Annotated in this window: 23 protein-coding genes; 8 read left to right on the top strand and 15 right to left on the bottom strand. The window is 74.5% G+C overall.

Annotated elements, in window-relative coordinates:
* Nucleotides 1-17 precede the first annotated feature (17 nt).
* Complete coding sequence (locus tag ACFQ8Y_RS18310) at nucleotides 18-857, bottom strand: DsbA family protein (protein WP_430586350.1); 840 nt, start codon at nucleotides 855-857, stop codon at nucleotides 18-20.
* Between the two features lie 126 nt (nucleotides 858-983).
* A complete protein-coding gene (locus tag ACFQ8Y_RS18305; RefSeq protein WP_430586349.1) occupies nucleotides 984-2,987 on the bottom strand; it encodes a protein kinase in 2,004 nt (667 codons plus the stop codon).
* Nucleotides 2,988-3,251: 264 nt separating this feature from the next.
* On the opposite strand from ACFQ8Y_RS18305, the gene ACFQ8Y_RS18300 reads away from it, so the two are divergent.
* From ACFQ8Y_RS18300 to ACFQ8Y_RS18285, 4 genes are all read left to right on the top strand, one after another.
* On the top strand, nucleotides 3,252-4,718 hold the full coding sequence (locus ACFQ8Y_RS18300; RefSeq protein WP_430548623.1) for a trehalose-6-phosphate synthase: 1,467 nt from the start codon (nucleotides 3,252-3,254) through the stop codon (nucleotides 4,716-4,718).
* A gap of 11 nt (nucleotides 4,719-4,729) precedes the next feature.
* Nucleotides 4,730-5,584 (top strand): trehalose-phosphatase, encoded by an 855-nt coding sequence (gene otsB, locus ACFQ8Y_RS18295; RefSeq protein ID WP_430548622.1) that lies wholly within the window; start codon nucleotides 4,730-4,732, stop codon nucleotides 5,582-5,584.
* Between the two features lie 226 nt (nucleotides 5,585-5,810).
* Nucleotides 5,811-6,935: an ABC transporter ATP-binding protein gene (locus ACFQ8Y_RS18290; protein ID WP_430548621.1), complete on the top strand. Its 1,125-nt coding sequence runs from the start codon at nucleotides 5,811-5,813 to the stop codon at nucleotides 6,933-6,935.
* A 148-nt stretch (nucleotides 6,936-7,083) separates the two neighbouring features.
* Nucleotides 7,084-8,394 carry a DUF4032 domain-containing protein gene (locus ACFQ8Y_RS18285; protein ID WP_430548620.1) on the top strand — a complete coding sequence of 437 codons (1,311 nt, stop codon included), beginning with the start codon at nucleotides 7,084-7,086 and terminating at the stop codon, nucleotides 8,392-8,394.
* Between the two features lie 33 nt (nucleotides 8,395-8,427).
* Here ACFQ8Y_RS18285 and rlmB read toward each other — a convergent pair whose 3' ends face one another.
* From rlmB to ACFQ8Y_RS18270, 3 genes are read right to left on the bottom strand one after another with little or no spacing between them, the layout of a single operon-like run.
* Complete coding sequence (gene rlmB, locus ACFQ8Y_RS18280; RefSeq protein WP_430586348.1) at nucleotides 8,428-9,408, bottom strand: 23S rRNA (guanosine(2251)-2'-O)-methyltransferase RlmB; 981 nt, start codon at nucleotides 9,406-9,408, stop codon at nucleotides 8,428-8,430.
* Nucleotides 9,409-9,436: 28 nt separating this feature from the next.
* Nucleotides 9,437-10,861, bottom strand: a complete 1,425-nt coding sequence (gene cysS / locus ACFQ8Y_RS18275) for a cysteine--tRNA ligase (protein WP_430586347.1) — start codon at nucleotides 10,859-10,861, stop codon at nucleotides 9,437-9,439.
* 24 nt (nucleotides 10,862-10,885) lie between these two features.
* Nucleotides 10,886-12,085, bottom strand: a complete 1,200-nt coding sequence (locus ACFQ8Y_RS18270) for an alanine racemase (RefSeq protein ID WP_430586346.1) — start codon at nucleotides 12,083-12,085, stop codon at nucleotides 10,886-10,888.
* A gap of 135 nt (nucleotides 12,086-12,220) precedes the next feature.
* Here ACFQ8Y_RS18270 and ACFQ8Y_RS18265 point away from each other — a divergent pair, with 135 nt between their 5' ends.
* Entirely contained in the window at nucleotides 12,221-13,648 is a 1,428-nt protein-coding gene (locus tag ACFQ8Y_RS18265) for a D-arabinono-1,4-lactone oxidase (protein WP_430586345.1), read from the top strand.
* Here the strand turns inward: ACFQ8Y_RS18265 and ACFQ8Y_RS18260 are convergent.
* Both ACFQ8Y_RS18260 and ACFQ8Y_RS18255 read right to left on the bottom strand, forming a co-directional pair.
* The gene (locus ACFQ8Y_RS18260) at nucleotides 13,645-14,775 is read right to left on the bottom strand and encodes a sensor histidine kinase (protein WP_430586344.1); all 1,131 of its coding nucleotides are present in this window, start codon (nucleotides 14,773-14,775) and stop codon (nucleotides 13,645-13,647) included. The two genes, ACFQ8Y_RS18265 and ACFQ8Y_RS18260, sit on opposite strands and share 4 nt — an antisense overlap.
* Nucleotides 14,768-15,475: a response regulator transcription factor gene (locus ACFQ8Y_RS18255; protein WP_430548614.1), complete on the bottom strand. Its 708-nt coding sequence runs from the start codon at nucleotides 15,473-15,475 to the stop codon at nucleotides 14,768-14,770. The genes ACFQ8Y_RS18260 and ACFQ8Y_RS18255 overlap by 8 nt, the downstream gene beginning before the upstream one ends.
* An 86-nt stretch (nucleotides 15,476-15,561) precedes the next feature.
* Between ACFQ8Y_RS18255 and ACFQ8Y_RS18250 the strand changes: the two genes are divergently transcribed.
* Nucleotides 15,562-16,218 (top strand): D-alanyl-D-alanine carboxypeptidase family protein, encoded by a 657-nt coding sequence (locus ACFQ8Y_RS18250; RefSeq protein WP_430548613.1) that lies wholly within the window; start codon nucleotides 15,562-15,564, stop codon nucleotides 16,216-16,218.
* Between the two features lie 22 nt (nucleotides 16,219-16,240).
* On the opposite strand, the gene ispF is transcribed toward ACFQ8Y_RS18250, so the two are convergent.
* The 3 genes from ispF to ACFQ8Y_RS18235 all read right to left on the bottom strand — a co-directional run bounded on the left by ispF (nucleotide 16,241) and on the right by ACFQ8Y_RS18235 (nucleotide 18,031).
* Entirely contained in the window at nucleotides 16,241-16,741 is a 501-nt protein-coding gene (ispF, locus tag ACFQ8Y_RS18245; protein ID WP_430548612.1) for a 2-C-methyl-D-erythritol 2,4-cyclodiphosphate synthase, read from the bottom strand.
* Nucleotides 16,738-17,466, bottom strand: coding sequence for a 2-C-methyl-D-erythritol 4-phosphate cytidylyltransferase (ispD, locus tag ACFQ8Y_RS18240; RefSeq protein WP_430586343.1), 729 nt, complete (start codon nucleotides 17,464-17,466; stop codon nucleotides 16,738-16,740). Before ispD ends, ispF begins: the two co-directional genes overlap by 4 nt.
* A gap of 82 nt (nucleotides 17,467-17,548) precedes the next feature.
* The gene (locus tag ACFQ8Y_RS18235) at nucleotides 17,549-18,031 is read right to left on the bottom strand and encodes a CarD family transcriptional regulator (RefSeq protein WP_079570762.1); all 483 of its coding nucleotides are present in this window, start codon (nucleotides 18,029-18,031) and stop codon (nucleotides 17,549-17,551) included.
* 270 nt (nucleotides 18,032-18,301) lie between these two features.
* Between ACFQ8Y_RS18235 and ACFQ8Y_RS18230 the strand changes: the two genes are divergently transcribed.
* Nucleotides 18,302-18,793 carry a hypothetical protein gene (locus ACFQ8Y_RS18230; protein WP_430586342.1) on the top strand — a complete coding sequence of 164 codons (492 nt, stop codon included), beginning with the start codon at nucleotides 18,302-18,304 and terminating at the stop codon, nucleotides 18,791-18,793.
* A 69-nt stretch (nucleotides 18,794-18,862) separates the two neighbouring features.
* On the opposite strand, the gene ACFQ8Y_RS18225 is transcribed toward ACFQ8Y_RS18230, so the two are convergent.
* On the bottom strand, nucleotides 18,863-19,465 hold the full coding sequence (locus ACFQ8Y_RS18225; RefSeq protein WP_430564353.1) for a TetR/AcrR family transcriptional regulator: 603 nt from the start codon (nucleotides 19,463-19,465) through the stop codon (nucleotides 18,863-18,865).
* Between the two features lie 66 nt (nucleotides 19,466-19,531).
* Between ACFQ8Y_RS18225 and ACFQ8Y_RS18220 the strand changes: the two genes are divergently transcribed.
* Nucleotides 19,532-20,419, top strand: a complete 888-nt coding sequence (locus ACFQ8Y_RS18220; RefSeq protein ID WP_430586341.1) for an oxidoreductase — start codon at nucleotides 19,532-19,534, stop codon at nucleotides 20,417-20,419.
* 9 nt (nucleotides 20,420-20,428) lie between these two features.
* Here the strand turns inward: ACFQ8Y_RS18220 and pstB are convergent, their stop codons facing one another.
* The 4 genes from pstB to ACFQ8Y_RS18200 all read right to left on the bottom strand — a co-directional run bounded on the left by pstB (nucleotide 20,429) and on the right by ACFQ8Y_RS18200 (nucleotide 24,427).
* Nucleotides 20,429-21,208, bottom strand: coding sequence for a phosphate ABC transporter ATP-binding protein PstB (gene pstB, locus ACFQ8Y_RS18215; RefSeq protein WP_430548607.1), 780 nt, complete (start codon nucleotides 21,206-21,208; stop codon nucleotides 20,429-20,431).
* Nucleotides 21,209-21,263: 55 nt separating this feature from the next.
* Nucleotides 21,264-22,232, bottom strand: a complete 969-nt coding sequence (gene pstA, locus ACFQ8Y_RS18210; protein WP_430586340.1) for a phosphate ABC transporter permease PstA — start codon at nucleotides 22,230-22,232, stop codon at nucleotides 21,264-21,266.
* Nucleotides 22,229-23,224 (bottom strand): phosphate ABC transporter permease subunit PstC, encoded by a 996-nt coding sequence (pstC, locus tag ACFQ8Y_RS18205; RefSeq protein WP_430548605.1) that lies wholly within the window; start codon nucleotides 23,222-23,224, stop codon nucleotides 22,229-22,231. The genes pstA and pstC overlap by 4 nt, the downstream gene beginning before the upstream one ends.
* A gap of 93 nt (nucleotides 23,225-23,317) precedes the next feature.
* Nucleotides 23,318-24,427: a phosphate ABC transporter substrate-binding protein PstS gene (locus tag ACFQ8Y_RS18200; RefSeq protein WP_430548604.1), complete on the bottom strand. Its 1,110-nt coding sequence runs from the start codon at nucleotides 24,425-24,427 to the stop codon at nucleotides 23,318-23,320.
* Nucleotides 24,428-24,714 lie beyond the last annotated feature (287 nt).

Genomic DNA, 24,714 nt, shown 5'->3' with positions numbered 1-24,714 from the left:
GCCGTGCCGCGCGTCGGTCAGCTGCCGGCGGCCGCGGTGACGGCCTCGCCGATGGCGCCCTGCGTGCCCCAGTTGTCGAAGCGCTCGCCGCCGACGAGGACGGTCGGCGTGCCGAACGACTTCGACTGCGGGTTCTGCAGCGCCTCGTCCGAGGTCGCGTCCTGCGTGGCCGAGTGGACGTACTGGCCGAAGGTCTGGCGGGCGGTGCCGTCCTCGATGGCGGTCGCGACGTCGGCGGGAGCCCCCGCCTCCTCGGCGTACGACCCGAGCTGCTCGTCCGAGAGGCCCTCGGTGTTCTCCGCCGGCTGGTTGGTGAACAGCGCCGCGTGGAACGCCGGGAACGCGTCGGGGGCCTTGTCGGCGACGTACGCCGCGGCGGACGCGGCGCGCGTCGAGTAGTCCGTGCCGGCGGACAGCCGGTCGAGGATCGACACGGGGTGGTAGACGACGGTCGCGTCGCCGGCCGCGACCATCTCGTCGATGTCGGCGGCGTTGGTCTGCTCGAACTGGCCGCACACGGGGCACATGTAGTCGAGGTAGACGTCGACGACGGGGGCGTCGTCGTTGGTCGTGCCGGCCGCGTTGTCGGCGCCGACGGGGATGCCGCCGTTCTCCTGCGCCGTCGAGGGCATGGTCACCTCGGCCAGGGGGACGTCGTCGACGTTGTTCTTGGCACCCTGCTGAAGGATCATCCAGACCACGACGCCGAGGGCGACGAGCGCGACGCCGAGCACGGACAGGGTGATGATCCGGTTGCGACGGTCGCGCTGCTGCTCCTTCTCGCGCAGGGCGAGCGCCTCGGCGCGCGCCGCGTCGCGGCGCTGCGCCTTCGTCATGTTCGGGTTCTTCGTCGACATCGTGTCCTCGAGGATCTCGGGAGAGCGGGGCGGCGCGGCAGCGCCGGACGGGGCGAAGCCTACCCGCGGCACCTGGACGTTCGCCGGGAATGTCCTGCCGGGCCGTGCGACGACGAGCGCGAGTCGTCAGAGGATCTCGGGCGGCCCGCTGATGGGCCACCACTCGATCGTCGGGTCGGTGAGCACGGGTGCGACGAGGATCACCGTCAGCACCAGGCAGACGCCCACGAGGACGGCGGCGCCGACGCGCCCCGGGGCGATCTTGCCGAGGATGATGCGGCCGCCCTCTCGTGCCGTGCCGCCGGCCGGCCCGAACCACGTGGCCAGGAGCGCGACGACCATCACCCCCGCCAGGACACCGTTGAACACGATGTCCTCGTTCATCCCGCCCTGGGACCGTGCCTCCAGGTCCCCGCGGGGCAGCACGATGAGGTGCCCCGCGCCGAACAGCCACCAGCCCGCCAGCAGCGTCAGCAGGCCGGCGCACGCGCCGACCAGCACCGCGGGGATCGACCCGAGGACGCCCAGGAGCGCGTGCCACGGGAACAGCAGCGTGCCCACGAACCCGTCGGAGCGGCGCACTCCCTTGTGCTCGCGCCGCGTGTGCAGCCGGTCGCCGGACGTCGCGACGGCGCGGCACACGAGGACGAGCGCGACGAGGGCGCCGAAACCGATGAGCGGGCGGGTGGCCGCGAGCGCCACCAGCGGCAGCGCGACGGCGACGGCGGTCCCCGTGCGCCGCCGGTGCACGGGTCGCTCGTACGGGCCGGGGGGCTCGGGCGGCAGCTCCTCGACCAGCTGGTCGTAGCCCTTGTAGCGGACGTCGCCGACCGGGATGGCGCGGGTGCCGCCGTCCTGCGCCTGCAGCCGGTCGCGCTCCAGCGCGGTCATCGTCTGCGTGGGGTCCTCGGCGTCGGCCGGCGTGGTGGGCGCCGGCACGACGGTGGCCGACGTGGTGGGGCGGTCCGGCGCGACCGGCGGCGGGGGCGGGGGCGACCCCGGCCCGGTGCCGGGTGCGATCGGGACGGCGCCGGTCGGGGGGTACGACGCCGGGGCCGCGGCCGCCGCGACGACCTGCGTCGGCAGCCCCACCCGCTGGGTCTCCACGGACTGCGCGATGCGCTGCGTGGCGTCCGGCGCGGCCCAGGGGTCGGGCGCACCGCCCAGGGCGTCGTCGAGGTCCCGGCGCAGGGCACGCGCCACCTCGGTGGGGCCCCAGCGGAGCGCCGGGTCGGCCTGGAGCGCCCCCGCGAGCGCCCGCGCGGTGCGGGCCGGCAGCCCGTGCAGGTCGGGCCGGCCCTCCCGCGAGCGCCGCAGCACCAGCTCGGTGGGCCGGACGCCGAACGGCGAGCGGCCGGTGGCGGCGAAGGAGAGCAGGGCGGCCCAGCTCCACCAGTCGGTCTCCGCGACGGGCGCGCCGCCGTCGAGCAGCTCGGGTGCGATGTAGCCGGGGGTGCCCATGACGAACCCCGCGGACGTGGTCCGGGTGTCGCCCGGGCCCTGCGCGATGCCGAAGTCGATCAGCACGGGCCCCTGCGCGGTGATCATCACGTTCGAGGGCTTGAGGTCGCGGTGCACCACGCCGGCGTCGTGCACGGCCTCGAGGGCGGCGGCGAGCTGGTCCGCGAGGGAGAACACGTCGGCGGCGTCGAGCGGGCCGCGCTCGTCCACCTCCTCCTCGAGGGTGACGCCGTCCACCAGCTCGGTCACGACGAACGCGTAGGGGCCCTCCAGCTCGGCGTCGAGCACCTGCGCGACGGCAGGGTGCCGCAGCCGCTGCAGGGCCGCGGCCTCGCGCCGCAGCCGCTCGCGCCCGGCGGGGTCGGCGTCGACGTGCGCGTGCAGCACCTTGAGCGCCACGCGACCGCCGCCGCCGTCGACCGCCTCGTAGACGGCGCCCATCGCGCCGCTCCCGAGCGGTCGCACCACGGTGTACCCGCCGACCTCCGAACCCTCGGCCAGGCCACCGTCACGGGTCCGGGAGACGCGCGGCGCGCGGTCCGACGACGTGCCGTCCTCCCCGCCGTCCGGCGCCGGCCCCGGGCCCCTCGCGCCGCCGTCGCGGGCGGCCGACGGCGGACCGGGCACCGGGTTCCGCCCCGGGACCTGCATCGCGTCGACCTCACCCATGGGGCACACCGTATCCGTCCGGACCTTCCGAGGCGCGCCGTGCCGCGCGGGTCCGCGGCAGGTCACCGTCGGGTCTCGAACGGGTCGCGCGCAGGTCGTGGCGCGCCCGCGCGCCCCTCGACGGGAGTGCGCGAACGGGTGACGTCGCGCCGCGCCGGGGCGAGCCCGAGGCCGCGTCGGTACCCTGTCCGGGGAGGACGCTGTTCTTTCGAAGCCCTCCGGAGTCTTGAGAGATTCCTGGCAGAACCCGTGGAGAGAGGTCCCTTGGCAGGCAAAGGTTCGTCAAGCAGCCATCGTCGGAAGGGCGACGGGTACGACCTCGTCGTCGTCGCCAACCGGCTCCCCGTCGACTTCACGGTCGACGCCGACGGCGGGGTGGACTGGCACCGCTCCCCCGGCGGCCTCGTCACCGCCCTCGAGCCGGTGATGCGCGAGGCGGACGGCGCCTGGGTCGGCTGGTCCGGCGCCCCCGACCTCGAGCACGAGCCCTTCGAGGCCGACGGCATGCTCCTCGTGCCGGTCTCCCTCAGCCAGGGCGACATCGAGCGGTACTACGAGGGGTTCTCCAACGACACCCTCTGGCCGCTGTACCACGACGTCATCTCGCCCCCGACCTACCACCGGCAGTGGTGGGACGCCTACCGCCGCGTCAACCGCCGCTTCGCCGAGGCCGCGGCCGCGCAGGCGGCCCAGGGCGCCGTCGTCTGGGTGCACGACTACCAGCTCCAGCTGGTGCCGAAGATGCTCCGCGAGCTGCGGCCCGACCTGCGGATCGGGTTCTTCGACCACATCCCCTTCCCGGCGGTGGAGCTGTTCCAGCAGCTGCCGTGGCGCACGCAGATCGTCGAGGGCCTGCTGGGCGCGGACCTCATCGGCTTCCAGCGCGGGGGCGACGCGTCGAACTTCGTGCGCTCCGTGCGCCGGCTCACGAAGCACACCACCCGCGGGCCGATCATCACGGTCGCGGAGGAGGACGGCCGCCCCGCCCGGCACGTGCGCGCCGCGGCGTTCCCCATCTCGATCGACTCCCACCACTTCGACGCCCTGGCCCGCGAGCCGGAGGTGCAGGCCCGCGCGAAGGAGATCCGGGCCGACCTGGGCGACCCGAAGGTGATGATGCTGGGCGTCGACCGCCTCGACTACACCAAGGGCATCCGGCACCGCATCAAGGCGTACGGCGAGCTGCTGCAGGACGGCCGGCTCGACGTCGAGCACTGCACGCTGGTGCAGGTCGCGAGCCCGAGCCGCGAGAACGTCGGGGCCTACCAGGACCTGCGCGAGCACGTCGAGGGGCTCGTGGGCCGCATCAACGGCGAGTTCGGCGAGCTCGGGCACTCGGCGATCCACTACCTCCACCACTCCTACCCGCCCGACGAGATGGCCGCCCTGTACCTGGCGGCCGACGTCATGCTCGTCACGTCCCTGCGCGACGGCATGAACCTCGTGGCCAAGGAGTACATCGCGGCGCGCTCGGACGAGCAGGGGGTGCTGGTGCTGAGCGAGTTCACCGGCGCCGCCGACGAGCTCGCCCCCGGGCCGCTGCTGGTCAACCCGCACGACATCGACGGGATGAAGGACACCATCGTCGCGGCGGCGCACATGCCCCCGCGCGAGCAGCGGCGCCGGATGCGCCGGTTGCGCCGCAAGGTGATGGCGGACGACGTCGCGAAGTGGTCCGAGACGTTCCTCGGCGTGCTCACCGCCATGCCGGCCCGGTCGAGCCGCGGGTGAACGGGCGACAGATGACCGGGCCCGTGCCGGGCGGGACCGAGGCGGCCGAGGCCGCGGTGCTGGCGTTCGCCCGCCGGCCGGGGTCGACGCCGCGGGTCGCGCGGCTCGTCGCGCTCGACTTCGACGGGACGCTCGCGCCGCTGGTCGACGATCCCTCCGCCTCGACGATGACGCCGGCCGCGCGCTCGGCCGTGGACCGGCTCGCCGCGCTCGCGGCGCGGCCGGTGCCGACCGGGGGCGACGAGCTGCGGCTCGCCCTCGTCTCGGGCCGCAACCTCACGGACCTCGCCGCCCGGTCGGGCGTCCCCGCCGGCACGTACCTGGTGGGGAGCCACGGCGCGGAGACCGGCCGGGTCGCCGCGCACGGCGTCGACGCCGTGCCGCTGCGCCTCACCGACGCGCAGGCGGACAGCCTGGAACGGCTGCGCGAGGGGCTGCAGGACGCGGTCGACGGCCGGCGCGGCGCGTGGGTGCAGGACAAGCCCAGCGCCGCCGTCCTGCACACCCGGCTCTGCGACGCCGACGACGCGCGCGCCGCAGCCGCCGACGCCGACGCGGTGGCGGCACGCCTCGGCCTGCACGCGATGCACGGCAAGGACGTCGTCGAGATCGCCGTCGTCCCCACGTCCAAGGGGATCGCCGTCGAACGTCTGCGCCAGGAGCTGGAGGAGGGCGACGAACGCCTCCGGGGGCTCGTCCTCTACGCCGGCGACGACACCACCGACGAGGCCGCGTTCGAGGTGCTCGGGCCGGGCGACCTGGGCGTGAAGGTCGGCCCGGGGGCGACGCGGGCGAGCGAGCGCGTGGCGGACGCGGACGCGCTCGCGGCCCTCCTGGAGCGTCTCGCGGACGCGCTCGAGGCCTGACGGACAGCCCTTTCCGAACCCTCGCGAGGCCCTGACCTGGGCTGTGTCAGAACTCACGCCCGGGGCATGTACGATCATCCCGGCGCACCGATCCGAGGCCGGTCCGGCCGAGGTCCGGAGCGCACGACAACAGAATGTGTCACCGCCGACACGCCAGCGTGAAAGCAACGGCACCCACCCACAACGGATCGTCCGGCACGTACCTGCCGGTGGAGGGATTGCAACCATGGCAACGGTCACCTTCGACCACGCGACGCGCATCTACCCGGGCACGGAGCGCCCGGCCGTCGACCAGCTCAACCTGCACGTCGAGGACGGCGAGTTCCTCGTCCTGGTCGGCCCTTCGGGCTGCGGCAAGTCCACCTCGCTGCGCATGCTCGCCGGCCTGGAGGACGTCAACGGCGGCAGCATCCTCATCGGCGACCGCGACGTCACGGACGTCCAGCCGAAGGACCGCGACATCGCGATGGTGTTCCAGAACTACGCGCTGTACCCGCACATGTCGGTGGCCGACAACATGGGCTTCGCGCTGAAGATCGCCGGCACCCCCAAGGCCGAGATCCGCCAGCGCGTCGAGGAGGCCGCCAAGATCCTCGACCTCACCGAGTACCTCGACCGCAAGCCGAAGGCGCTCTCCGGTGGTCAGCGTCAGCGCGTCGCCATGGGCCGCGCGATCGTGCGCCAGCCGCAGGTGTTCCTCATGGACGAGCCGCTGTCGAACCTCGACGCCAAGCTCCGCGTCCAGACCCGCACGCAGATCGCGTCGCTGCAGCGCCGCCTCGGCGTCACGACCGTCTACGTGACGCACGACCAGACCGAGGCGCTCACCATGGGCGACCGCATCGCGGTGCTCAAGGGCGGGCTGCTGCAGCAGGTCGGCACGCCGCGCGAGATGTACGACACCCCGGCCAACGTCTTCGTCGCGGGCTTCATCGGCTCGCCGGCGATGAACATCGCCACCTTCAAGGTCGACGGGGGCGTGGCCCACGTGGGCGCCGCCCGCGTGCCGCTGGAGCGGTCGACCGTGGAGCAGCTCACCGACGCCGACGGCGGCAAGATCACCATCGGCTTCCGCCCCGAGGCGCTCGAGGTGGTCTCGGACGGCACCGAGAACGCGATGCCCGTGGCCGTCAACCTCGTCGAGGAGCTCGGCTCGGACGCCTTCGTCTACGGCACGCTCGTCGGCCCCGCCGCCGAGGAGGCCGAGGTCCGCTCGGGCGCCGGCGACAACCAGGTGATCGTGCGCATCGACCCGCGCAACGTCCCCATGAAGGGCGACACGATCCACGTGACGATCAAGCCGGGGCAGTCGCACCTCTTCTCGGCCGCGACGGGCAACCGCCTCAACTGAGTCGCCGCTGGGTCGGCAACGACTCACCGCACCGCCCGAGGGGCGGGTCCGGCTGCTGCCGGGCCCGCCCCTCGTCGCGTACCCTGACGAGCCGGGCCATCCGCCCTCCCGCACGACATCTGGCCTCCCGTACGACACCTGGAGCGACGTGGAACAGCTGCAGATCACCTCGGCGACGCCGGACTCCGCGCTGCTCGACCTGCCGTGGCGCGCCCCCCTGGCCGACTGGCCCGCGGACGTGCTCGCCGCCCTCCCCCGCGGCATCTCGCGTCACGTCGTGCGGTTCGTCCGCCTCGACGGGCGCGTGCTCGCGATCAAGGAGATCAGCGAGGCGGTCGCGTTCCGCGAGTACGACCTGCTGCGCCAGCTGCGCAAGCTCGAGATCCCCGCCGTGCGCCCGGTGGGCGTCGTGACGGGCCGCCGGGACGACGACGGCGAGCCGCTCGAGGCCGCGCTCGTCACGGAGCACCTCGCGTTCTCGCTCCCCTACCGGGCCGTGTTCAGCCAGGCCCTGCGCCCCGACACCGCGGCCCGCCTCATCGACGCGCTGGCCGTCCTGCTGGTGCGGGTCCACCTCGTCGGCTTCTACTGGGGCGACGTGTCGCTGTCGAACACCCTGTTCCGGCGCGACGCGCACCAGTTCGCCGCCTACCTCGTCGACGCCGAGACCGGCGACCTGCACCGCGAGCTCACCCCCGGTCAGCGCTCCTACGACGTGGACCTCGCCCGCACCAACATCATCGGCGAGCTGTTCGACCTCGAGGCGGGCGAGCTGCTCGACGAGGAGGTCGACGCCATCGCGATCGGCGACGCCCTCGTGTCCCGGTACACGGAGCTGTGGGAGGCGCTCACGGGCGTCGAGTCGTTCAGGTCCGACGAGCGCTGGCGGGTCGCGGCGCGCATCGACCGGCTCAACGACCTGGGCTTCGACGTCGGCGAGCTGTCGATCACCACGGACATCGACGGCACCACCGTGCGCATCCAGCCCCAGGTGGTCGACGCCGGGCACCACTCGCGCCGCCTGTTCCGCCTCACCGGCCTGGACGTCCAGGACAACCAGGCCCGCCGGCTCCTCAACGACCTCGACTCGTACGTGGCGGCCACGGACCGCCAGGAGGACGACCCGCAGATGGTCGCGCACGACTGGTCGCAGAACATCTTCCAGCCGACCATCCGCGCCGTCCCCCGCGAGCTGCGCCGCAAGCTCGAGCCGGCCCAGCTGTTCCACGAGATCCTCGACCACCGCTGGTTCATCTCCGAGCAGGCGGGGCGCGACGTCCCGATGCCCGAGGCCACGGCGTCCTACGTGGAGCACGTGCTGCGCCACCGCCGGGACGAGAAGGCGATCCTCGGCCTGCCGCCGGGCGAGCCGGACCGCGAGGGCGACGTCGACATCGTCGACATGGGCGCCGGACCGGACGCCGCCCCCGAGGACGACCACTTCCACCTGTCGACCTGACCGCCCGCTCCCGGGCGGCGCGGTGGGCTCGGGTCAGCGGCGGGCCTGGGCCACCTCGTAGAGCGTGATGCCCGCGGCGACGCCGGCGTTCAGCGACTCGACGTCGGACGAGATGGGGATGGACGCGACGGCGTCGCAGGTCTCGCGCACCAGGCGCGAGAGCCCGTGCCCCTCGGACCCGACGACCAGCACCAGCGGGTCGGTGGCGAACGCGAGGTCGCGCACGGTGGTGTCCCCGCCGGCGTCCAGACCGACGACGAACGCGCCGGACTTCTTCAGGTCGGTGAGGGTGCGCGCCAGGTTGGTCACCTTGGCCACGGGCACCCGGGCGGCCGCGCCCGCGGACACCTTCCACGCCGACGCGGTGACGCCGGCCGACCGGCGCGACGGCACGACGACGCCGTGCGCGCCGAAGGCCCCGGCGGACCGGAGCACGGCGCCCAGGTTGCGGGGGTCGGTGATGCCGTCGAGCGCGACGATCAGCGGCGGCTGGCCGGCCTCGGCGGCGGCGTCCAGCAGGTCCTCGACGTCCGCGTAGTCGTAGGGCGGCACCTGCGCGGCGACGCCCTGGTGCACGGAACCCTCGGTGAGGTGGTCCAGCTCGGTGCGGCTCACCTCGAGCAGCTGCACGGAGCGGGTCGACGCCAGCTCGAGGATCTCCCGCGTGCGGTCGTCGTGGTCGATGCGCGCGGCGAGGTGCACCGCGGTGACCGGCACGTCGGTGCGCAGCGCCTCGAGCACGGCGTTGCGGCCCGCGACCACCTCGGCGCCGCCGGTGGGGCGGCGCGTGCCGCGCACGACGCCCTTGCTGGCGCCCTTCTGCGCCTGCACGGCCTGCCGCTTCTCGGCCGCCACCTTGCGCTTGTGCGCCGGGTGGTATGTGCGGTCCTCGGCCTTCGGCGTCGGGCCCTTGCCCTCGAGCGCCTTGCGGCTGTGCCCGCCGGTGCCGACCTGCGCGCCCTTCTTGCTGCCGGCCTTGCGGACGGCGCCGGGACGTCGGGTGTTGCCTGCCATGGTGTCTCTTCTCAGGTGGTCGAGCGGGTCAGTCGGTCAGCGTCCAGCGGGCACCGTCGGCGGAGTCCTGCACGACGACGCCGGCGGCCGCGAGGCGGTCGCGGATGGCGTCGCTCGTGGCCCAGTCCTTCGCGGCGCGCGCGGCGACCCGCGCGTCGAGCTCGGCCGCGACGAGCGACTCCAGGGCGGAACGCGCCGTGGAGTCGTCGGATCCCGAGGCCCACTGCGGGTCGTGCGGGTCGAGGCCCAGGACGTCGAGCATGCCGCGCAGGGCGACGAGCTCCTCACGCGCCGCGGCGTCGTCGCGCGACGCCAGCGCGCTGTTGCCGGCGCGCAGGTGCTCGTGCACGACGGCGAGCGCGGCGGGCACGTTGAGGTCGTCGTCCATCGCCTCGACGAACCCGACCGGCAGCTCGGCCTTCGCGACCTCGTCGGCGGGCACCCCGCCGACGCGCTCGGTGGCGCGGTCCACGAAGCCGGACAGCCGCTCCCAGGTGGTGCGGGCCTCGTCCAGGGTGTCGGGCGACCACTCGAGCATCGAGCGGTACTGCACCGCCGCGAGGGCGTACCGGATCACCGGCGCGGGCGCCTGCGCGAGCAGCTCGCTCACGAGCAGGCCGTTGCCCAGCGACTTGCTCATCTTGACGCCCTGCTGGGTGACCCACGCGCAGTGCATCCAGCGCTGCGCGAAGCCGTACCCGGCGGCGCGGGACTGCGCCTGCTCGTTCTCGTGGTGCGGGAACCGCAGGTCGAGGCCGCCGCCGTGGATGTCGAACGTGTCGCCGAGGTAGCGGCGGGCCATCGCGGAGCACTCGAGGTGCCAGCCCGGCCGGCCGCGGCCGAACGCCGTCTCCCAGGACGCCGTGCCCGGCTCGCCCGGCTTGGGCGCCTTCCACAGCGCGAAGTCGTGCGGGTCCCGCTTGGCGGACGCCGCGGCGTCGTCGCCCGCGGGCTCGGGGTTGAGGTCCTCGAGCCGCTGCTTCGTCAGCTCGCCGTACGCGGGCCACGACCGCACGTCGAACCAGACGTCGCCCGGTCCGGTCGTGTACGCGTGCCCGCGGTCGACCAGGCGCTGCATGAGCTCGGCCATGTCGAGCACGTGACCCGTGGCCCGCGGCTCGTACGTCGGCGGGATGACGCCGAGCGCGTCGTAGGCGCGCGTGAACATCCGCTCGTGCGCGGCGGCGTGCGCCCACCAGGCGACGCCGGCCGCGGAGGCCTTGGCGAGGATCTTGTCGTCGATGTCGGTGACGTTGCGGATCAGCGTGACCCGCAGCCCCGAGCGCTCCAGCCAGCGCCGCAGCACGTCGAACGCGATGACGGGCCGGAGGTGGCCGATGTGGGGCGGGGCCTGCACGGTGGCGCCACACAGGTAGATACCGACCTCGCCCGGGTTCAGGGGGACGAAGGCGCGCACGTCGCGCGTCGCGGTGTCGTACAGGTGCAGGCTCACCGGTCCAGCGTACCGGCCGGTCCCTCAGCCGAAGGTGCGTCCCTCGCCGCGGTAGGTGGGGACCGACTCGACGATCTCGTCGCCGCGCACCAGGTGGACGACGTCGAACCGCTCCATGAGCTCGCCCGCCTTGGCGTGCCGCAGCCACACGCGGTCCCCGACGGCGAGGGGCGGCGCGTCGCGATGCCCGCGCAGCGGCGTCATGACCTCCCCCGCGCCCTCGGTGCCGGTGAGCGACCAGCCGGGCGTCGCGACCCGTGGCAGCCGCGAGCGCCCCGCCGGCCCGGAGGCCACGTACCCGCCCCCGAACGCCGTCGCCCAGCCCGGGGCGGGCACCCGCGCGACGTCGAGCCCGAAGAACGCGGCGGGCCGCGGGTCGAAGGAGCGGTACCCGTCGAACAGGCCGGGGACGAACAGCCCGGAGCCCGCGGTCACCTCCGTGACGGTGGGCCCGACCGACGACGTCTCGAGGGAGCCCGTGCCGCCCGAGTTCACCAGCTCCACGGCGCGCCCGACGGCGGTGCGCACGGCCTCGACGACGGCCGACCGGCGGCCGTACAGCTCGGCCACCGACAGCCTCTTGACCAGCCGGACGGCCGGGTTGGTGTCGGGCAGGCCCGCGACCTGCGCCTCGTAGAACATGAGCCCTCGCAGTCGCGCGCCGGGCAGCGCCTCGACGCGGCGGGCGAGCGCGGCGACGTCGTCCGGGGTGCGCAGCGGCGACCGCCGCGTGCCCAGGTGCAGGTGCAGCGGGCCGGCGTCGAGGCGCAGCGACGCGTCGACGTCCAGGCAGACCGCGACGTCGGGCAGGTCGCCCGTCCCCGCCGGCACCTCGACGGACGACAGGGCGGCGTCCAGGAGGGCGAGCTGGGCGACGTCGTCCGCCATCAGCGTGACCTCGCGCCGCGCGCGGACGTCGGCGGCGAGCCGCGCGAGCGCGTCCCGGTCCACGGTGGGGTAGCCGACGAGGACGTCGCGCACCCCCTCCTGCACGAGCCAGAGCGCCTCCGCCAGGGAGAACGCCATGACGCCCTGGAACCCGGCGTCGAGCGCCCGGCCGACGAGCGAGCGCACCCGCACGGACTTGCTCGCCACCCGCACGGGGATGCCCCGGGCGCGGCGGCGCAGGTCGGCGGCGTTGGCGTCGAAGGCGTCCAGGTCGACCACGGCCACGGGAGCGGGCAGGTGCGCGGTGGCGCGGGCCAGCCGCTCCGTCTGGGTCATGACCGCACGCTACACCGGGCGCGGGGCGTCGTCCGACGGCCGTGCGGGGTGATCCTGCGGGCGATCCGACGGGTCGCCGACGATCCACCCGGAGGGGGATCCGCCGGGGCCTCCGCCCGTGGCAGAGTGTGCCGCGTGACCTCGAGCACCGTCGCCCGCACACCGGCCCCCGCCACCCCCGACACCCCGCTGCGCACCTGGGGCGGCACGCACTCGTGGCAGCCCGCGCGCCGCGTCGCGCCGCGCGACGAGGGCGAGCTGGGCACCGTCGTCGCCGGGGCCGCCGCCGACGGGCTGCGGGTGCGCGCGATGGGCGCGGGCCACTCCTTCACGGCCGCGGCGGTGACGGACGGCGTGCACGTGGGCCTCGACCACCTCAGCGGCATCGAGGCGGTGACGCCGCAGGCCGACGGCACGTCGCTGGTCACCGTCCGGGCCGGCACCCGGCTGCACCATCTCAACCGCCTGCTCGCGGCGCTCGGCCTGGCGATGCGCAACCTCGGCGACATCGACCGCCAGTCCGTCGCGGGCGCGATCTCGACCGGCACGCACGGCACCGGCGCGCGGCTGGGCGGCCTCGCGACGCAGGTGCGCGGCGTCCGCGTGGTCGGGGCCGACGGCGTCGTCCGGTCCGCGTCGGACGCCGCGGCCCCGGGCTCGCCCGAGCGCGAGCTGTTCGAGGTGGCGCGGCTGGGCCTCGGCGTCGCGGGCGTGCTGTCCGCGGTCACGCTCGAGGTGGTGCCCGCGTTCTGGCTGCGGGCCCAGGAGGAGCCCTGGCCGCTGGACCGGGTGCTGGAAGGGCTCGACGAGTACGTCGACGGCAACGACCACGCGGAGTTCTACTGGTTCCCCGGCACCCGCCGGGCGCTGACCAAGCGCAACAACCGCGCGACGGCGGACGAGGTCGAGGGGTGGGCGGCCGGCCGGGCCGGCGCCCGCGGCGTCGTCCGCACGGCGGGCGCCCGCGCCCGCGCGCTGCTCGACGAGGAGGTGCTGTCCAACGGCGTCTTCGAGGTGGCGAACCGGCTCGCGTTCGCCGCACCCGGCATCGTCCCCCGGCTCAACGCGGTGAGCGCCCGGGCGCTGGGCGCGAAGACGTACCTGGCGCCCTCGGCCGACGTCTTCGTCACCCGCCGCCGCGTGCGGTTCGTGGAGATGGAGTACGCCCTGCCGCGCGCCGCGCTGCGCCCGGTGCTCGACGACCTGGACGCCTGGCTGCGCGCCTCCGGCGAGCCCGTCCCGTTCCCGGTGGAGGTGCGCTTCGCCGCCGCCGACGACGTCTGGCTCTCGACGGCGCACGGCCGCGAGACGGCCTACGTCGCGGTGCACCAGTACGCGCCGATGCCGTACCAGCGGTACTTCAGCGCGGCCGAGCAGATCTTCGCCGCAGCGGGCGGGCGGCCGCACTGGGGCAAGATGCACACCCGCACGGCCGAGTACCTGGCCGACCACTACCCCCTGGCGGACGTCGCACGCGTGCGGGCCGCCGTCGACCCGGACGGCGTCTTCCGCAACGACTACACCGACACCGTCCTCGGCACCGCCGACAGCAGCACGGACTAGGCGGGGGGCCACCAGCCCGGTGGGGCGGCCCGCTCCCCCGGGAGCCGCACCGTGGCGCGCAGGCCGCCGTCCCCCAGAGCGGCGAGCGCGAGGGTGCCCTGGTGCGCCTCGGCGATGCTCCGCACGATCGCCAGGCCGAGCCCGACGCCCGCGTGCTCCCCGTGCGTGCGCCCGCCGCCGCGCTGGAACGGCTCGACGAGCGTGGGGACGAGCCTCGGGTCGAGCGGCTCCCCCGAGTTCTCGACGGTGAGCACGACGTCGTCGCCCCGGACGGCGGTCTCCACCCGCACCGTGCCGCGCGCCGGGAGGTTGTGCACGATCGCGTTGTGCACGAGGTTCGTGGCGAGCTGCAGCAGGAGCGCGTGCGAACCCGCCGCGAGGGCGACGTCGCCCCCGACCCGCACGTCGACGCCCCGCCCGTCCGCGAGCGGCTGCAGCGTCTCGGCCGCCTCCTCCGCGACGAGGGACAGGTCGACGCGCTCCCGCACGAACGTCCCCCGGTCGGCGCGACTGAGCAGGAGCAGCGCCTCGGTGAGGTCGATGGCGCGCGCGTTGACGGCCTCGAGCCGGCGCAGGAGCTCCTCCGTGTCCCGTTCCGGGTCCTGGGCACCGACCTCGAGCAGCGTCCGCGTCACCGCGAGCGGGGTGCGCAGCTCGTGGGAGGCGTTCGCCGCGAACCGCTGCTGCTCGGCGACCTGCGCCTCCAACCGGGCCAGCATCGCGTCGAACGCGTCGGCGAGCTCGCGGAACTCGTCCTGCCGGCCCGCGAGCCGGACCCGGTGGGACAGCGAACCCTCCGCCGCCCGGCGGGTGGCGTCGGTGATGCGGTCCAGCGGGGCGAGCATCCGCCCGGCGAGGAACCACCCGCCGAGCAGGCCGAACACCAGGAGGAAGACCATCGCCCAGGCCACCCGTGGGGCGAACGCGCGCTCCAGGTCGGAGCGGTTGGGGACGAACTGCCCGGGCCCGGGGCGGGACGGTGCGACGTCGACGATGATCGTGTCCGGCACGTACCGCAGCAGGAAGACCCACACGACGGCGAGGAGCAGCGCGCCGGCCACCACGAGGAACCCGGCGTAGCTGAGCGTGAGCTTCAGCCGGACGCTCGGGCCGGGGCTCCTAGCCACGGCGGGCCTCGCGCGCCTCGTGCGGGGCCCCGTCCTCGGGCCCGGTCGCGATGCGGTAGCCGACGCCGGGCACGGTGGCGATCACCCACGGCTCGCCGAGCCGCTTGCGCAGCGCCGACACCGTGATGCGCACCGCGTTGGTGAAGGGGTCGGCGTTCTCGTCCCACGCCCGCTCCAGCAGCTCCTCCGCGCTGACGACGCCGCCGTCGGCCGCGACCAGCACCTCCAGCACGGCGAACTGCTTGCGGGTGAGCGCGACGTAGCGCCCGTCGCGGTAGACCTCCCGGCGGAACGGGTCCACGCGCAGGCCCGCGAGCTCGCGCACCGGCGGCCGGCTGTGGGCCCGCCGCCGGTCGAGGGCGCGCAGCCGCAGCACGAGCTCCCGCATCGCGAACGGCTTGGTGAGGTAGTCGTCGGCCCCGAGCTCGAACCCGGTGGCCTTGTCGTCGAGACGGTCCGCGGCCGTGAGCATGAGGATCGGCAGCCCGCTCCCGGACGCGACGATGCTCGCGGCGACCTCGTCCCCCGACGGGCCGGGGATGTCACGGTCGAGCACGGCGACGTCGTAGGAGTTCACGCCCAGCAGCTCGAGGGCGGTGCCGCCGTCGCCGGCGACGTCCGCCGCGATGGCCTCCAGCCGCAGCCCGTCGCGGACGGCCTGGGCCAGGTACGGCTCGTCCTCGACGATCAGCACACGCATGCCTCGATGCTACGGAGCGGCACCTATCGTCCGCGTATCGAGCAGCGCATACGCCCGGGCAACACCGCCCCGGCTCGACTGGGGGCATGCTCCACCACCGACACGCCCTCGCGTCCCGCACCCCCGCCGCCCGGACGGCCCGCCGGACCCGCACCGCGCTCGCGCTCGCCGTCGTCGCCGCCGCGGCGGCCGGGCTCGCGGCCTGCCAGGCGTCGTCGCCCCCGCCCGCGACGACGTCGGTCGCGCCGGCGAAGGCTCCCGCCGACCGTCCGGACCGCGGGGCGCGGGACGGCGAGGCCGCCGGCCACGTCCCCGACGGCACCACCGTGTTCGACGACGCGCTCCCGGCCCTGGCGAACCTCGACCCCGCGCTGCTCGCCGCCCTGCAGGCGGCCGCGGCCGACGCCGAGCAGGACGGCGTCACGTTCTTCGTCAACAGCGCCTGGCGCTCGGCCGCCTACCAGGACCGGCTGCTGCGCGAGGCGGTCGCCCAGTACGGGTCCGCGGCCGAGGCGGCCCGCTGGGTGGCCTCGGCCGACACGTCGTCGCACGTCAGCGGCGACGCCGTCGACCTGCAGCAGTCGGGCGGCAGCCAGTGGGTGGCGGACCACGGCGCCGCCTACGGGCTGTGCCGGGTGTACGCGAACGAGCCGTGGCACGTCGAGCTGCGCCCGGACGCCGCCGCGCAGGGCTGCCCGGAGCCGTACGCCGACCCGTCGCAGGACCCGCGGCTGCAGCAATGAGGCTGGGCCGGTGCCGACCGGCTCAGCCGGCGGCGACCACGAGCGCCGTGGCGATCGCCGCGACGCCCTCGCCGCGGCCGGTGAGCCCCAGGCCGTCGGTCGTGGTGGCGCTCAGGGAGACGGGCGCCCCGGCCGCGGCCGTGAGCGCCGCCTCGGCCTCGGCCCGGCGCGGGCCGACCTTGGGCCGGTTCCCGATCACCTGCACGGCGACGTTCCCGATCTCGAACCCCGCCGCCCGCACGCGCCGGGCCGCCTCGGCGAGCAGGGTGCTCCCCGCGGCCCCGGCCCACTCGGGCTCGCTGGTGCCGAAGTGGGTGCCGAGGTCGCCGATGCCCGCGGCGGAGAACAGGGCGTCGGCGGCGGCGTGCGCCGCCACGTCGGCGTCCGAGTGCCCGGCGAGCGGTCGCTCCCCCGGCCAGCGCAGACCCCCCAGCCACAGCTCGCGGTCGGACCCCTCGGGGGCGTAGGCGTGCACGTCGACGCCGAGCCCGGTGCGCGGCAGCCCCGCGGGCGACGCGGTCACGACTCCTCCTCCAGCAGCAGCGCGGCCACCTGCAGGTCGCGCTCGGTGGTGATCTTCATGGCCGTCTCCTCGCCGGTGACGACGTAGGCGGTCTCGCCGAGCGCCTCGACCAGCCCCGCGTCGTCCGTCGCCGCCAGCCCCTCCGCCGTGGCCCGGGCCGCGCCCTGCGCGTGCGCGCGCGCCAGGAGCACGCGGTCGAAGCCCTGCGGCGTCTGCACCGCGCGCAGCACCGCGCGGTCCGGGGTCTCGACGACCCGCTCGACGTCCGGCCCGCCCGCGGTCGGCGCCGGGACGACGCGCTTCACCGTGTCGGTCACCGGCAGCCCCGGCACGACCGCGCCGTGGCCGGCACGCACCGCGTCGACGACCCGGCGCACCAGACGCGGCGGGGCGAGCGGGCGCGCGGCGTCGTGCACGAGGACCACGTCGTCGTCCGGGCCGGCGAGGGCGAGGCCCGCGGCGACGGACGCCTGCCGGGTGCCGCCGCCCTCGACCACGCGGACCGGCACGTCCACGTGCGGGTCCTGCGCGACGACGTCGCGCACCGCGGAGTCGAGGCCCGCGGGGCACGTGACGACCAGGGAGTCGACGACGCCCGAGGCGGCGAGGCGGCGGGCGGCGTGCACCACGAGGGGAAAGCCCGCCAGGTCGACCAGGGCCTTCGGCAGGTCCCGGCCGAGGCGGGTGCCGGACCCCGCGGCGGTGAGGATCGCGAGCGTCGTCACGGCGTCACGGTACCGGAACGACGACGGCGACCGGCGGCCGGAGCCGCAGGTCGCCGTCGTGCAGCGCTGGTGACGGGAGGCCTCAGGACGCGAGGACCTCGTCGATGATGGCGCCGGCCTTCTCCTCGTCGACGCCCTCCGCGAGCGCGACCTCGGACTCGAGGATCTGGCGAGCCTTCGCGAGCATGCGCTTCTCGCCCGCCGAGAGGCCACGGTCCGCGTCGCGGCGCGACAGGTCGCGCACGACCTCGCCGACCTTGATCACGTCGCCGGACGCGAGCTTCTCGAGGTTCGCCTTGTACCGGCGCGACCAGTTGGTCGGCTCCTCCGTGTAGGGCGCGCGCAGCACCTCGAAGACGCGGTCCAGCCCCTGCTGGTCGACCACGTCGCGCACGCCCACGAGGTCGACGTTCTCCGCCGGGACCTCGATCGTCAGGTCGCCCTGGGCAACCTTGAGCTTGAGGTACATCTTCTCCTCGCCACGGATCTTGCGCGTCTTGATCTCCTCGATCAGCGCGGCGCCGTGATGCGGGTAGACAACCGTCTCGCCTACTGTGAACGTCATCTGCAGATGTCCCCTTTCCCAGTCGACGAGTTTATCACGGGGAGGCTGACACTCCCCCGCCCCACGGCCTCTCCACAGCCCTGTGACGAACCCGTTTGCGCAGGTCAGAGGCCTGGAAGCGCAATCATGGACGCAGCGCGCGTCCGGCATCGTTAAGATGTCGGCGGGCCCTGCAGGCCCGCCCCTCCCCGCCTGACGTGGGGGAACCCTGATGCCCCGCGCCCGCGCGGCCACCCGCGCCCGCGAGCCGACGCCTTCGAAGGAGAGCTCGTGTCCCGCTCCGCCCGCCCCGCACGCCTCGTCGCCGCCGCCAGCGTCATGGCGGGCGCCCTGCTGCTGGCCGCCTGCTCCCCCACGATCACCACCAAGCCGTACGCCCCGTCCGACGGCGTCCGCGTGAACCTCACCGACCAGGTGCGTGGCATCAACCTCATGATCGTCTCCGAGGGCGAGGGTGAGCCCGGCGCCGTGCTCGGCGCGCTGGCGAACGGCTCGGCCGAGGACGTCGACTTCGTGCTCGCCGCCGAGGGCGCCGAGCCGATCTCGCTCACGGTGCCGGCCGGGCAGACCATCTACCTGAGCGCCGACCAGGTGAGCGACCAGGCCGTCGACGCCCAGCTCGGCACCGTGGCCACCCACCCGGGCGGCGACCTCGACGCGACGCTGTCCGGCGCCGGCACGGACGAGAACTTCTTCCTGCCGGTCATGGACGGCACGCTCCCCGAGTACGCGGCCTGGGTGCCGAACACCTCGGGCGTCTGACCCACCGCGCAGGGCGGGCCGCGGCACGTGCTGCGGCCCGCCCTGCGTCGTCCCCGCCCACGGGCGAGGTCAGCGCGGGCCCGCCCCGTGCAGGAACTGGTCGACGGCGGCCTCGACGAGGCCGTCGCACCGCCGCGGGTCGACGACACCCCCGTTGACGAGCGCCGCGATCCCCTGGAGCGTCGCGAGCAGGACCGTCGACGTCAGGTCGAGGTCGCCCCCGGCGAGCAGCCCTTCGTCGCGCCCCTGGGCGACGAGCGCGTGCAACCGCCCGAACGGTTCCGCCGCCGCGGCGAGGATCCGGTCGGCACCGGGGCCGTGCTTCCCCGCGTACATCACCTCGAGCAGCGAGGTGCTCTCGGTCGCGAACCGGGTGTAGGCCACGGCCGCGGCGCGCAGGCGCGGCTCGAACTCGTCGCCGGCGCCGTCCAGCGCCTCGCGCAGCACCCGGTCCAGGCGATCGAACCCGGACTCCGCGAGCGCGTCGAGGAGCGCCTGCCGGTCGGCGAAGTGCCGCCGGGGCGCCCCGTGGCTGACCCCGACCTCGCGCGCGAGGTCGCGCAGCGAGAGCCGGTCCGCCCCGTCCGCGCGCAGGCGGCGCTCCGCGGCGTCGAGCAGCGCGGCGCGGAGGCTGCCGTGGTGGTAGGGGCGTTCGGCGACGGGCTCGGGCACGCCCTGAGCCTAGCCGCGCCATGTTGCCGTTGACCACATGAGTAGCCACTGACTACTTTGTAGTCCATGACTACTTTTACGCTCGCCCAGGTCCCCGCCCAGCCCGGCCGGACTGTCGTCGTCACGGGAGCCACCAGCGGCATCGGCCGCGTCACCGCGGAGGTGCTCGCCGCGCGAGGGGCGCGCGTGGTGCTCGCCGTCCGCGACGTCGACAGGGGCCGCGCCGCGGCCCGCGCGATGTCCGGCGACGTCGTCGTCCGGCCGCTCGACCTCGCCGACCTCGCCTCCGTCCGGGCGTTCGCCGCGGACCTCGCCGAGCCCGTCGACGTGCTCGTCAACAACGCCGGGGTGATGGTGCCGCCGCTCTCGCGCACCGCCGACGGGTTCGAGCTGCAGCTCGGCACCAACCACCTGGGGCACTTTGCGCTCACGAACCTGCTGCTGCCCCGGGTGCGCGGGCGCGTCGTCACCGTCTCCTCGAACGCGCACCGGTTCGGCGCCATCGACTTCGACGACCTGAACTGGGATCGCCGCCGGTACCGCCCGATGGCGGCCTACGGGCAGTCGAAGCTCGCCAACCTGCTCTTCACGGCGGAGCTCCAACGACGCCTCACGGCGGCCGGGACCTCCGTGGCCGCCGTCGCCGCCCATCCCGGGATGGCCGCCACGCGGCTGCTGAGCGAGCGCCGCGGCGTCCGGCACCTGCTGCACCGCGTGTCGGTCCCCGTCGCGCAGAGCGCCGAGGACGGCGCCCTGCCCACCCTCTACGCGGCGGTCGCCGACGTGCCGGGCGACAGCTACGCGGGGCCGAGCGGCTTCCTCGAAGGGCGCGGTGCCCCGGCGCTCGTCGGCCGGTCGGCGCGAGCCAGGGACACCGCCGTCGCACACCGGCTGTGGGAGGTCTCGGAAGAGCTCACCGGCACGACGTTCCCCGCCGAGGTCGCCGCCCGGTGAGCGGGACGGTCACCCGAAGCGGCCGGAGACGTAGTCCTCGGTGGCCTGCTCGGACGGGGTGGAGAAGATCGTCGACGTCTCGTTCATCTCGATGAGGCGGCCGGGCTTGCCCGTGCCGGCGATGTTGAAGAACGCCGTCCGGTCGCTGACCCGCGCCGCCTGCTGCATGTTGTGCGTCACGATGACGATCGTGTAGTCCTGCTTCAGCTCGCCGATGAGGTCCTCGATCGCGAGGGTCGAGATCGGGTCGAGCGCGGAGCACGGCTCGTCCATGAGCAGCACCTGCGGCTTCACCGCGATGGCGCGCGCGATGCACAGACGCTGCTGCTGCCCGCCGGACAGGCCGGAGCCCGGCCGGTCGAGGCGGTCCTTGACCTCGTTCCACAGGTTCGCGCCACGCAGCGAGCCCTCGACGAGCTCCTCCGCGGCCGCCTTGCCGATGCGGCGGTTGTTCAGCCGCACGCCCGCGAGCACGTTGTCGCGGATGGACATGGTCGGGAACGGGTTGGGGCGCTGGAAGACCATCCCCACGTTGCGACGCACGGCCACCGGGTCGATGTCGTCGCCGTACAGGTCGACGCCCTCCATCTCCACGGTGCCCTCCACGCGGGCGCCCGGGATCACCTCGTGCATCCGGTTGAGCGTGCGCAGGAACGTCGACTTGCCGCACCCGGAGGGGCCGATGAACGCCGTCACCGACTTCGGGTCGATCGTCATCGACACGTCCTGCACGGCGAGGAAGTCGCCGTAGTAGATGTTGAGGTCCTTCACGTCGATGCGCTGTGCCATCGTCTGTCTCTTTCTCTGGGCTGCGCGGTGGGCTGCGGCGGGCGGGGGCTGCGGGTCAGCGCAGCTTCGGGGAGAACCAGCGGTTCACCAGCCGGCCGATGAGGTTGAGGGCGAGCACCAGGACGATCAGCACGAGCGCCGCGCCCCACGCGTTCTGGATCGCGATGTCGGCCACGCAGGTCGCCGACTCCCCGCCCGGGCAGGTGGCCAGCCCCTGGCTGTACTGGCGGTAGGCGAACACCGGGAGCGTCATCATCCGGCCCTCGAAGGGGTCGAAGTTGATCGAGTCGGTGACGCCCACCGTGACGAGGAGCGGCGCCGTCTCGCCGATCACGCGGGCGACGGCGAGCAGGATGCCGGTGGTGAGGCCGGCCACCGAGGTGCGCAGCACGACCTTGACGATCGTCAGCCACTTGGGCACGCCCAGCGCGTACGACGCCTCGCGCAGCTCGTGCGGCACGAGCTTGAGCATCTCCTCGCAGGAGCGGACGACCACCGGGATCATCAGCACCGACAGCGCGACGGCGCCGATGATGCCCATCCGCACCCCCGGCCCGAGGATCAGGGTGAACAGCGAGACGGCGAAGAGGCCGGCCACGATCGACGGAATGCCCGTCATGACGTCGATGAAGAACGTCACCGCGCGGGCCAGCGCGCCCTTGCCGTACTCGACGAGGTAGATGGCGGTGAGCAGGCCGATCGGCACCGAGATCACCGTGGCGAGGGCCGTGATGATCAGCGTGCCGGCGATGGCGTGGTAGATGCCGCCGCTCGGGTCGCCGCCGAAGATGTTGCGCATCGACAGCGTCAGGAAGTCCATGCTGATGCGGCCGGCGCCGTTGCTCAGCACCGTCCAGATCAGCGACACGAGGGGTGCCATGGCCACGACGAACGCGCCCCAGATCAGCACCGTCATCGTGCGGTCCTTGCGGCGCCGGGCGCCGTCGGCGCCGGTCAGCGCGGCCCGCGTGCGCGCGGTGGCGTCGCCCGTGGGGCCGGCAGGGTCGATGGTGGCGGTGCTCATCCGTTGGCCCCCGAGAATTCCTTGCGGCGCGCCACGATCGCGCGCGCGGCCATGTTGACGGCCAGCGTGATGACGAACAGCACGAGGCCGGTGGCGATCAGCGTGTTCACCGCGAGCCCGCTCGCCTCCGGGAAGTCGAGCGCGATGTACGCGGCGATGGTCTGCTGCTGGGCGCTGTCGAGGATCTTGAACGAGTACAGGAACCCGGGCGACAGGATCATCAGGACCGCCATCGTCTCCCCGAGCGCGCGGCCCAGGCCGAGCATCGCGGCCGAGATCACGCCCGACCGGCCGAAGGGCAGCACCGCGGTGCGGACCATCTCCCAGCGGGTCGCGCCGAGCGCGAGCGCCGCCTCCTCGTGGAGCTTCGGCGTCTGCAGGAAGACCTCGCGGGCGACGGCGGTGATGATCGGCAGGATCATCACCGCGAGCACGACGGACACCGTCGCGAGCACCCGCGAGGTGGGCGAGACCGGGCCGGCGAAGAGCGGAAACCAGCCGAACCACGAGTTCAGCCACTCCCACACCGGCAGCGCGGCCGGGCCGAGCACGAAGATGCCCCAGAGGCCGTAGATCACCGAGGGGACGGCGGCCAGCAGGTCCACGAGGTAGCCGAGCAGCTGGGCCAGCCGCCGCGGCGCGTAGTGCGAGATGAACAGCGCGATCCCCATCGCGACCGGCGTCGCGATCGCGAGGGCGAGCGCCGCCGCGAGCAGCGTGCCGAACACGAGCGGTCCGACGTACTCGAGCAGCGACGTGTCCTCGGGGTAGCGCGGCACCGAGGCCGCCAGCTCGTCCGACCCGGCGGTCAGGGCCGGCCAGGCCTGCTGCAGCAGGAACACCGCGACGGCGGCCAGCACGGCCAGGATCAGGACGCCGGCGCCTACGGCGATCCAGCGGAAGACCCGGTTGAAGCCGCGGTCGGTGGTCCGCCCGCGTCGGCGCGGTCTGCCCGGCACCCGCTGCGGGGGCGGGCTGACGGTGGTGGTCACTCGTTCTCCTCGTTGCCTGTGCGGTGGTGACGGCCGCCGGCCGGGCTCGTCGAGGGACTGCTCGACGACCCGACCGGCGGCCTGCGGGCGGGGTCAGCCGGCCGTGATCGCCTCGATCGACGGCTGCACCGCGTCGCGGATGTCGGCCGACAGCGGCGCGGAGCCCGCGGCGTCGGCGGCCACCTGCTGTCCGTCCTCGCTCACGAGGTAGGACATGTAGCCCTTGACCAGGTCCGCCTGCGCCTGGTCGGCGTAGGTGCCGCAGGCCAGGAGGTAGGAGACCAGGACGACCGGGTAGGTGCCGGCGACGTCGCGCTTCAGCTCGATCGAGTACACGCCGTCCGCGGTGCCCTCGGCCCGCGGCGACTGCGCGACGACCTCGGCGGCCGCCTCGGCGCTGTACGGCACGAACTCGTCGCCCACGCCGACCGCCACGGTGCCCAGGTCGGAGATCTGGGAGGCGTCGGCGTAGGTGATGGTGCCCTCGCCGGACTGCGCGGCCGAGACCACGCCGGAGGTGCCCTGGGCCGACTCCTGGCCCTCGATCGGCCAGACGCCCTCGGGCTCGTGGTCCCAGGCGTCGGGGGCGGCCTCGTGCAGGTAGGCCTGGAAGTTCTCGGTGGTGCCCGAGTCGTCCGAGCGGTGCACCACGGTGATCGCGGTGTCCGGCAGCTCGGCGTCCGGGTTGTCGGCGGCGATCGCGTCGTCGTTCCAGGTCGCGATCTCACCCGAGAAGATCCCCGCGATGACCTCGGGCTTGAGGTTCAGCGAGTCGACGCCGTCGAGGTTGAACGCGATGGCGATCGGGCTGACGTAGCCGGGGAACTCGATGACGCCGCCCTCGCCGCACTGGGCCTCGGCCGCCTTCATCTCGTCCTCGTCCAGAGCGGCGTCGGAGCCCGCGAAGGCGTACGAGCCGTCGGTGAAGCCGGTGCGGCCGCCGCCGGAGCCGACGGGGTCGTAGTTGACGGTGACGTCAGGGTTGGCCGTCTGGAAGCCGGCGCGCCACGCCTCCTGGGCGGACTCCTGCGAGGAGGCACCGCCGCCGCTGAGCTCGCCCGAGAGGGACGAGCCGCCGTCCTGCGAACCACCGGTGGACTCCGCGCCGGGGGCGGCCGGGTCCGAGCCGCACGCGGCGAGGGTCAGGGCCAGCGCGCCGACCGCCACGGCGGATCCAGCACGGGAGAATCGGCTGAGCTTCACGTCTCGTTCCATCCTGTTCACACGGAGGGACACCGGCGAAGTACCGGCGTTCGTCGGGAACGCTAGGCACGCAAGGTGGCTCGGGACCCAGGAGCAGGTGAACGAGGGGTGAACAGTGCAGGGCGGCTGGTCACCAGCCGCCGAGGTCGCACGAGTTCCGCCGAGGTAGCACGAAGTTCGCCGAGGTAGTTCGGGGGGGGGCCCCGGCGCCGGGGGGGGCCCCCGCAACACCCCGGCGGGGGGTTGGGAGGGGGGGCGAGGGGGGCGGGGGGCCGCGGCGGTTGGCG

The organism is Isoptericola sp. NPDC056605, from assembly GCF_042792795.1.
Lineage (GTDB): Bacteria > Actinomycetota > Actinomycetes > Actinomycetales > Cellulomonadaceae > Isoptericola.
The sequence above is the reverse complement of the archived record's forward strand: the minus strand, read 5'-3'. Positions and strand labels throughout refer to the sequence as shown.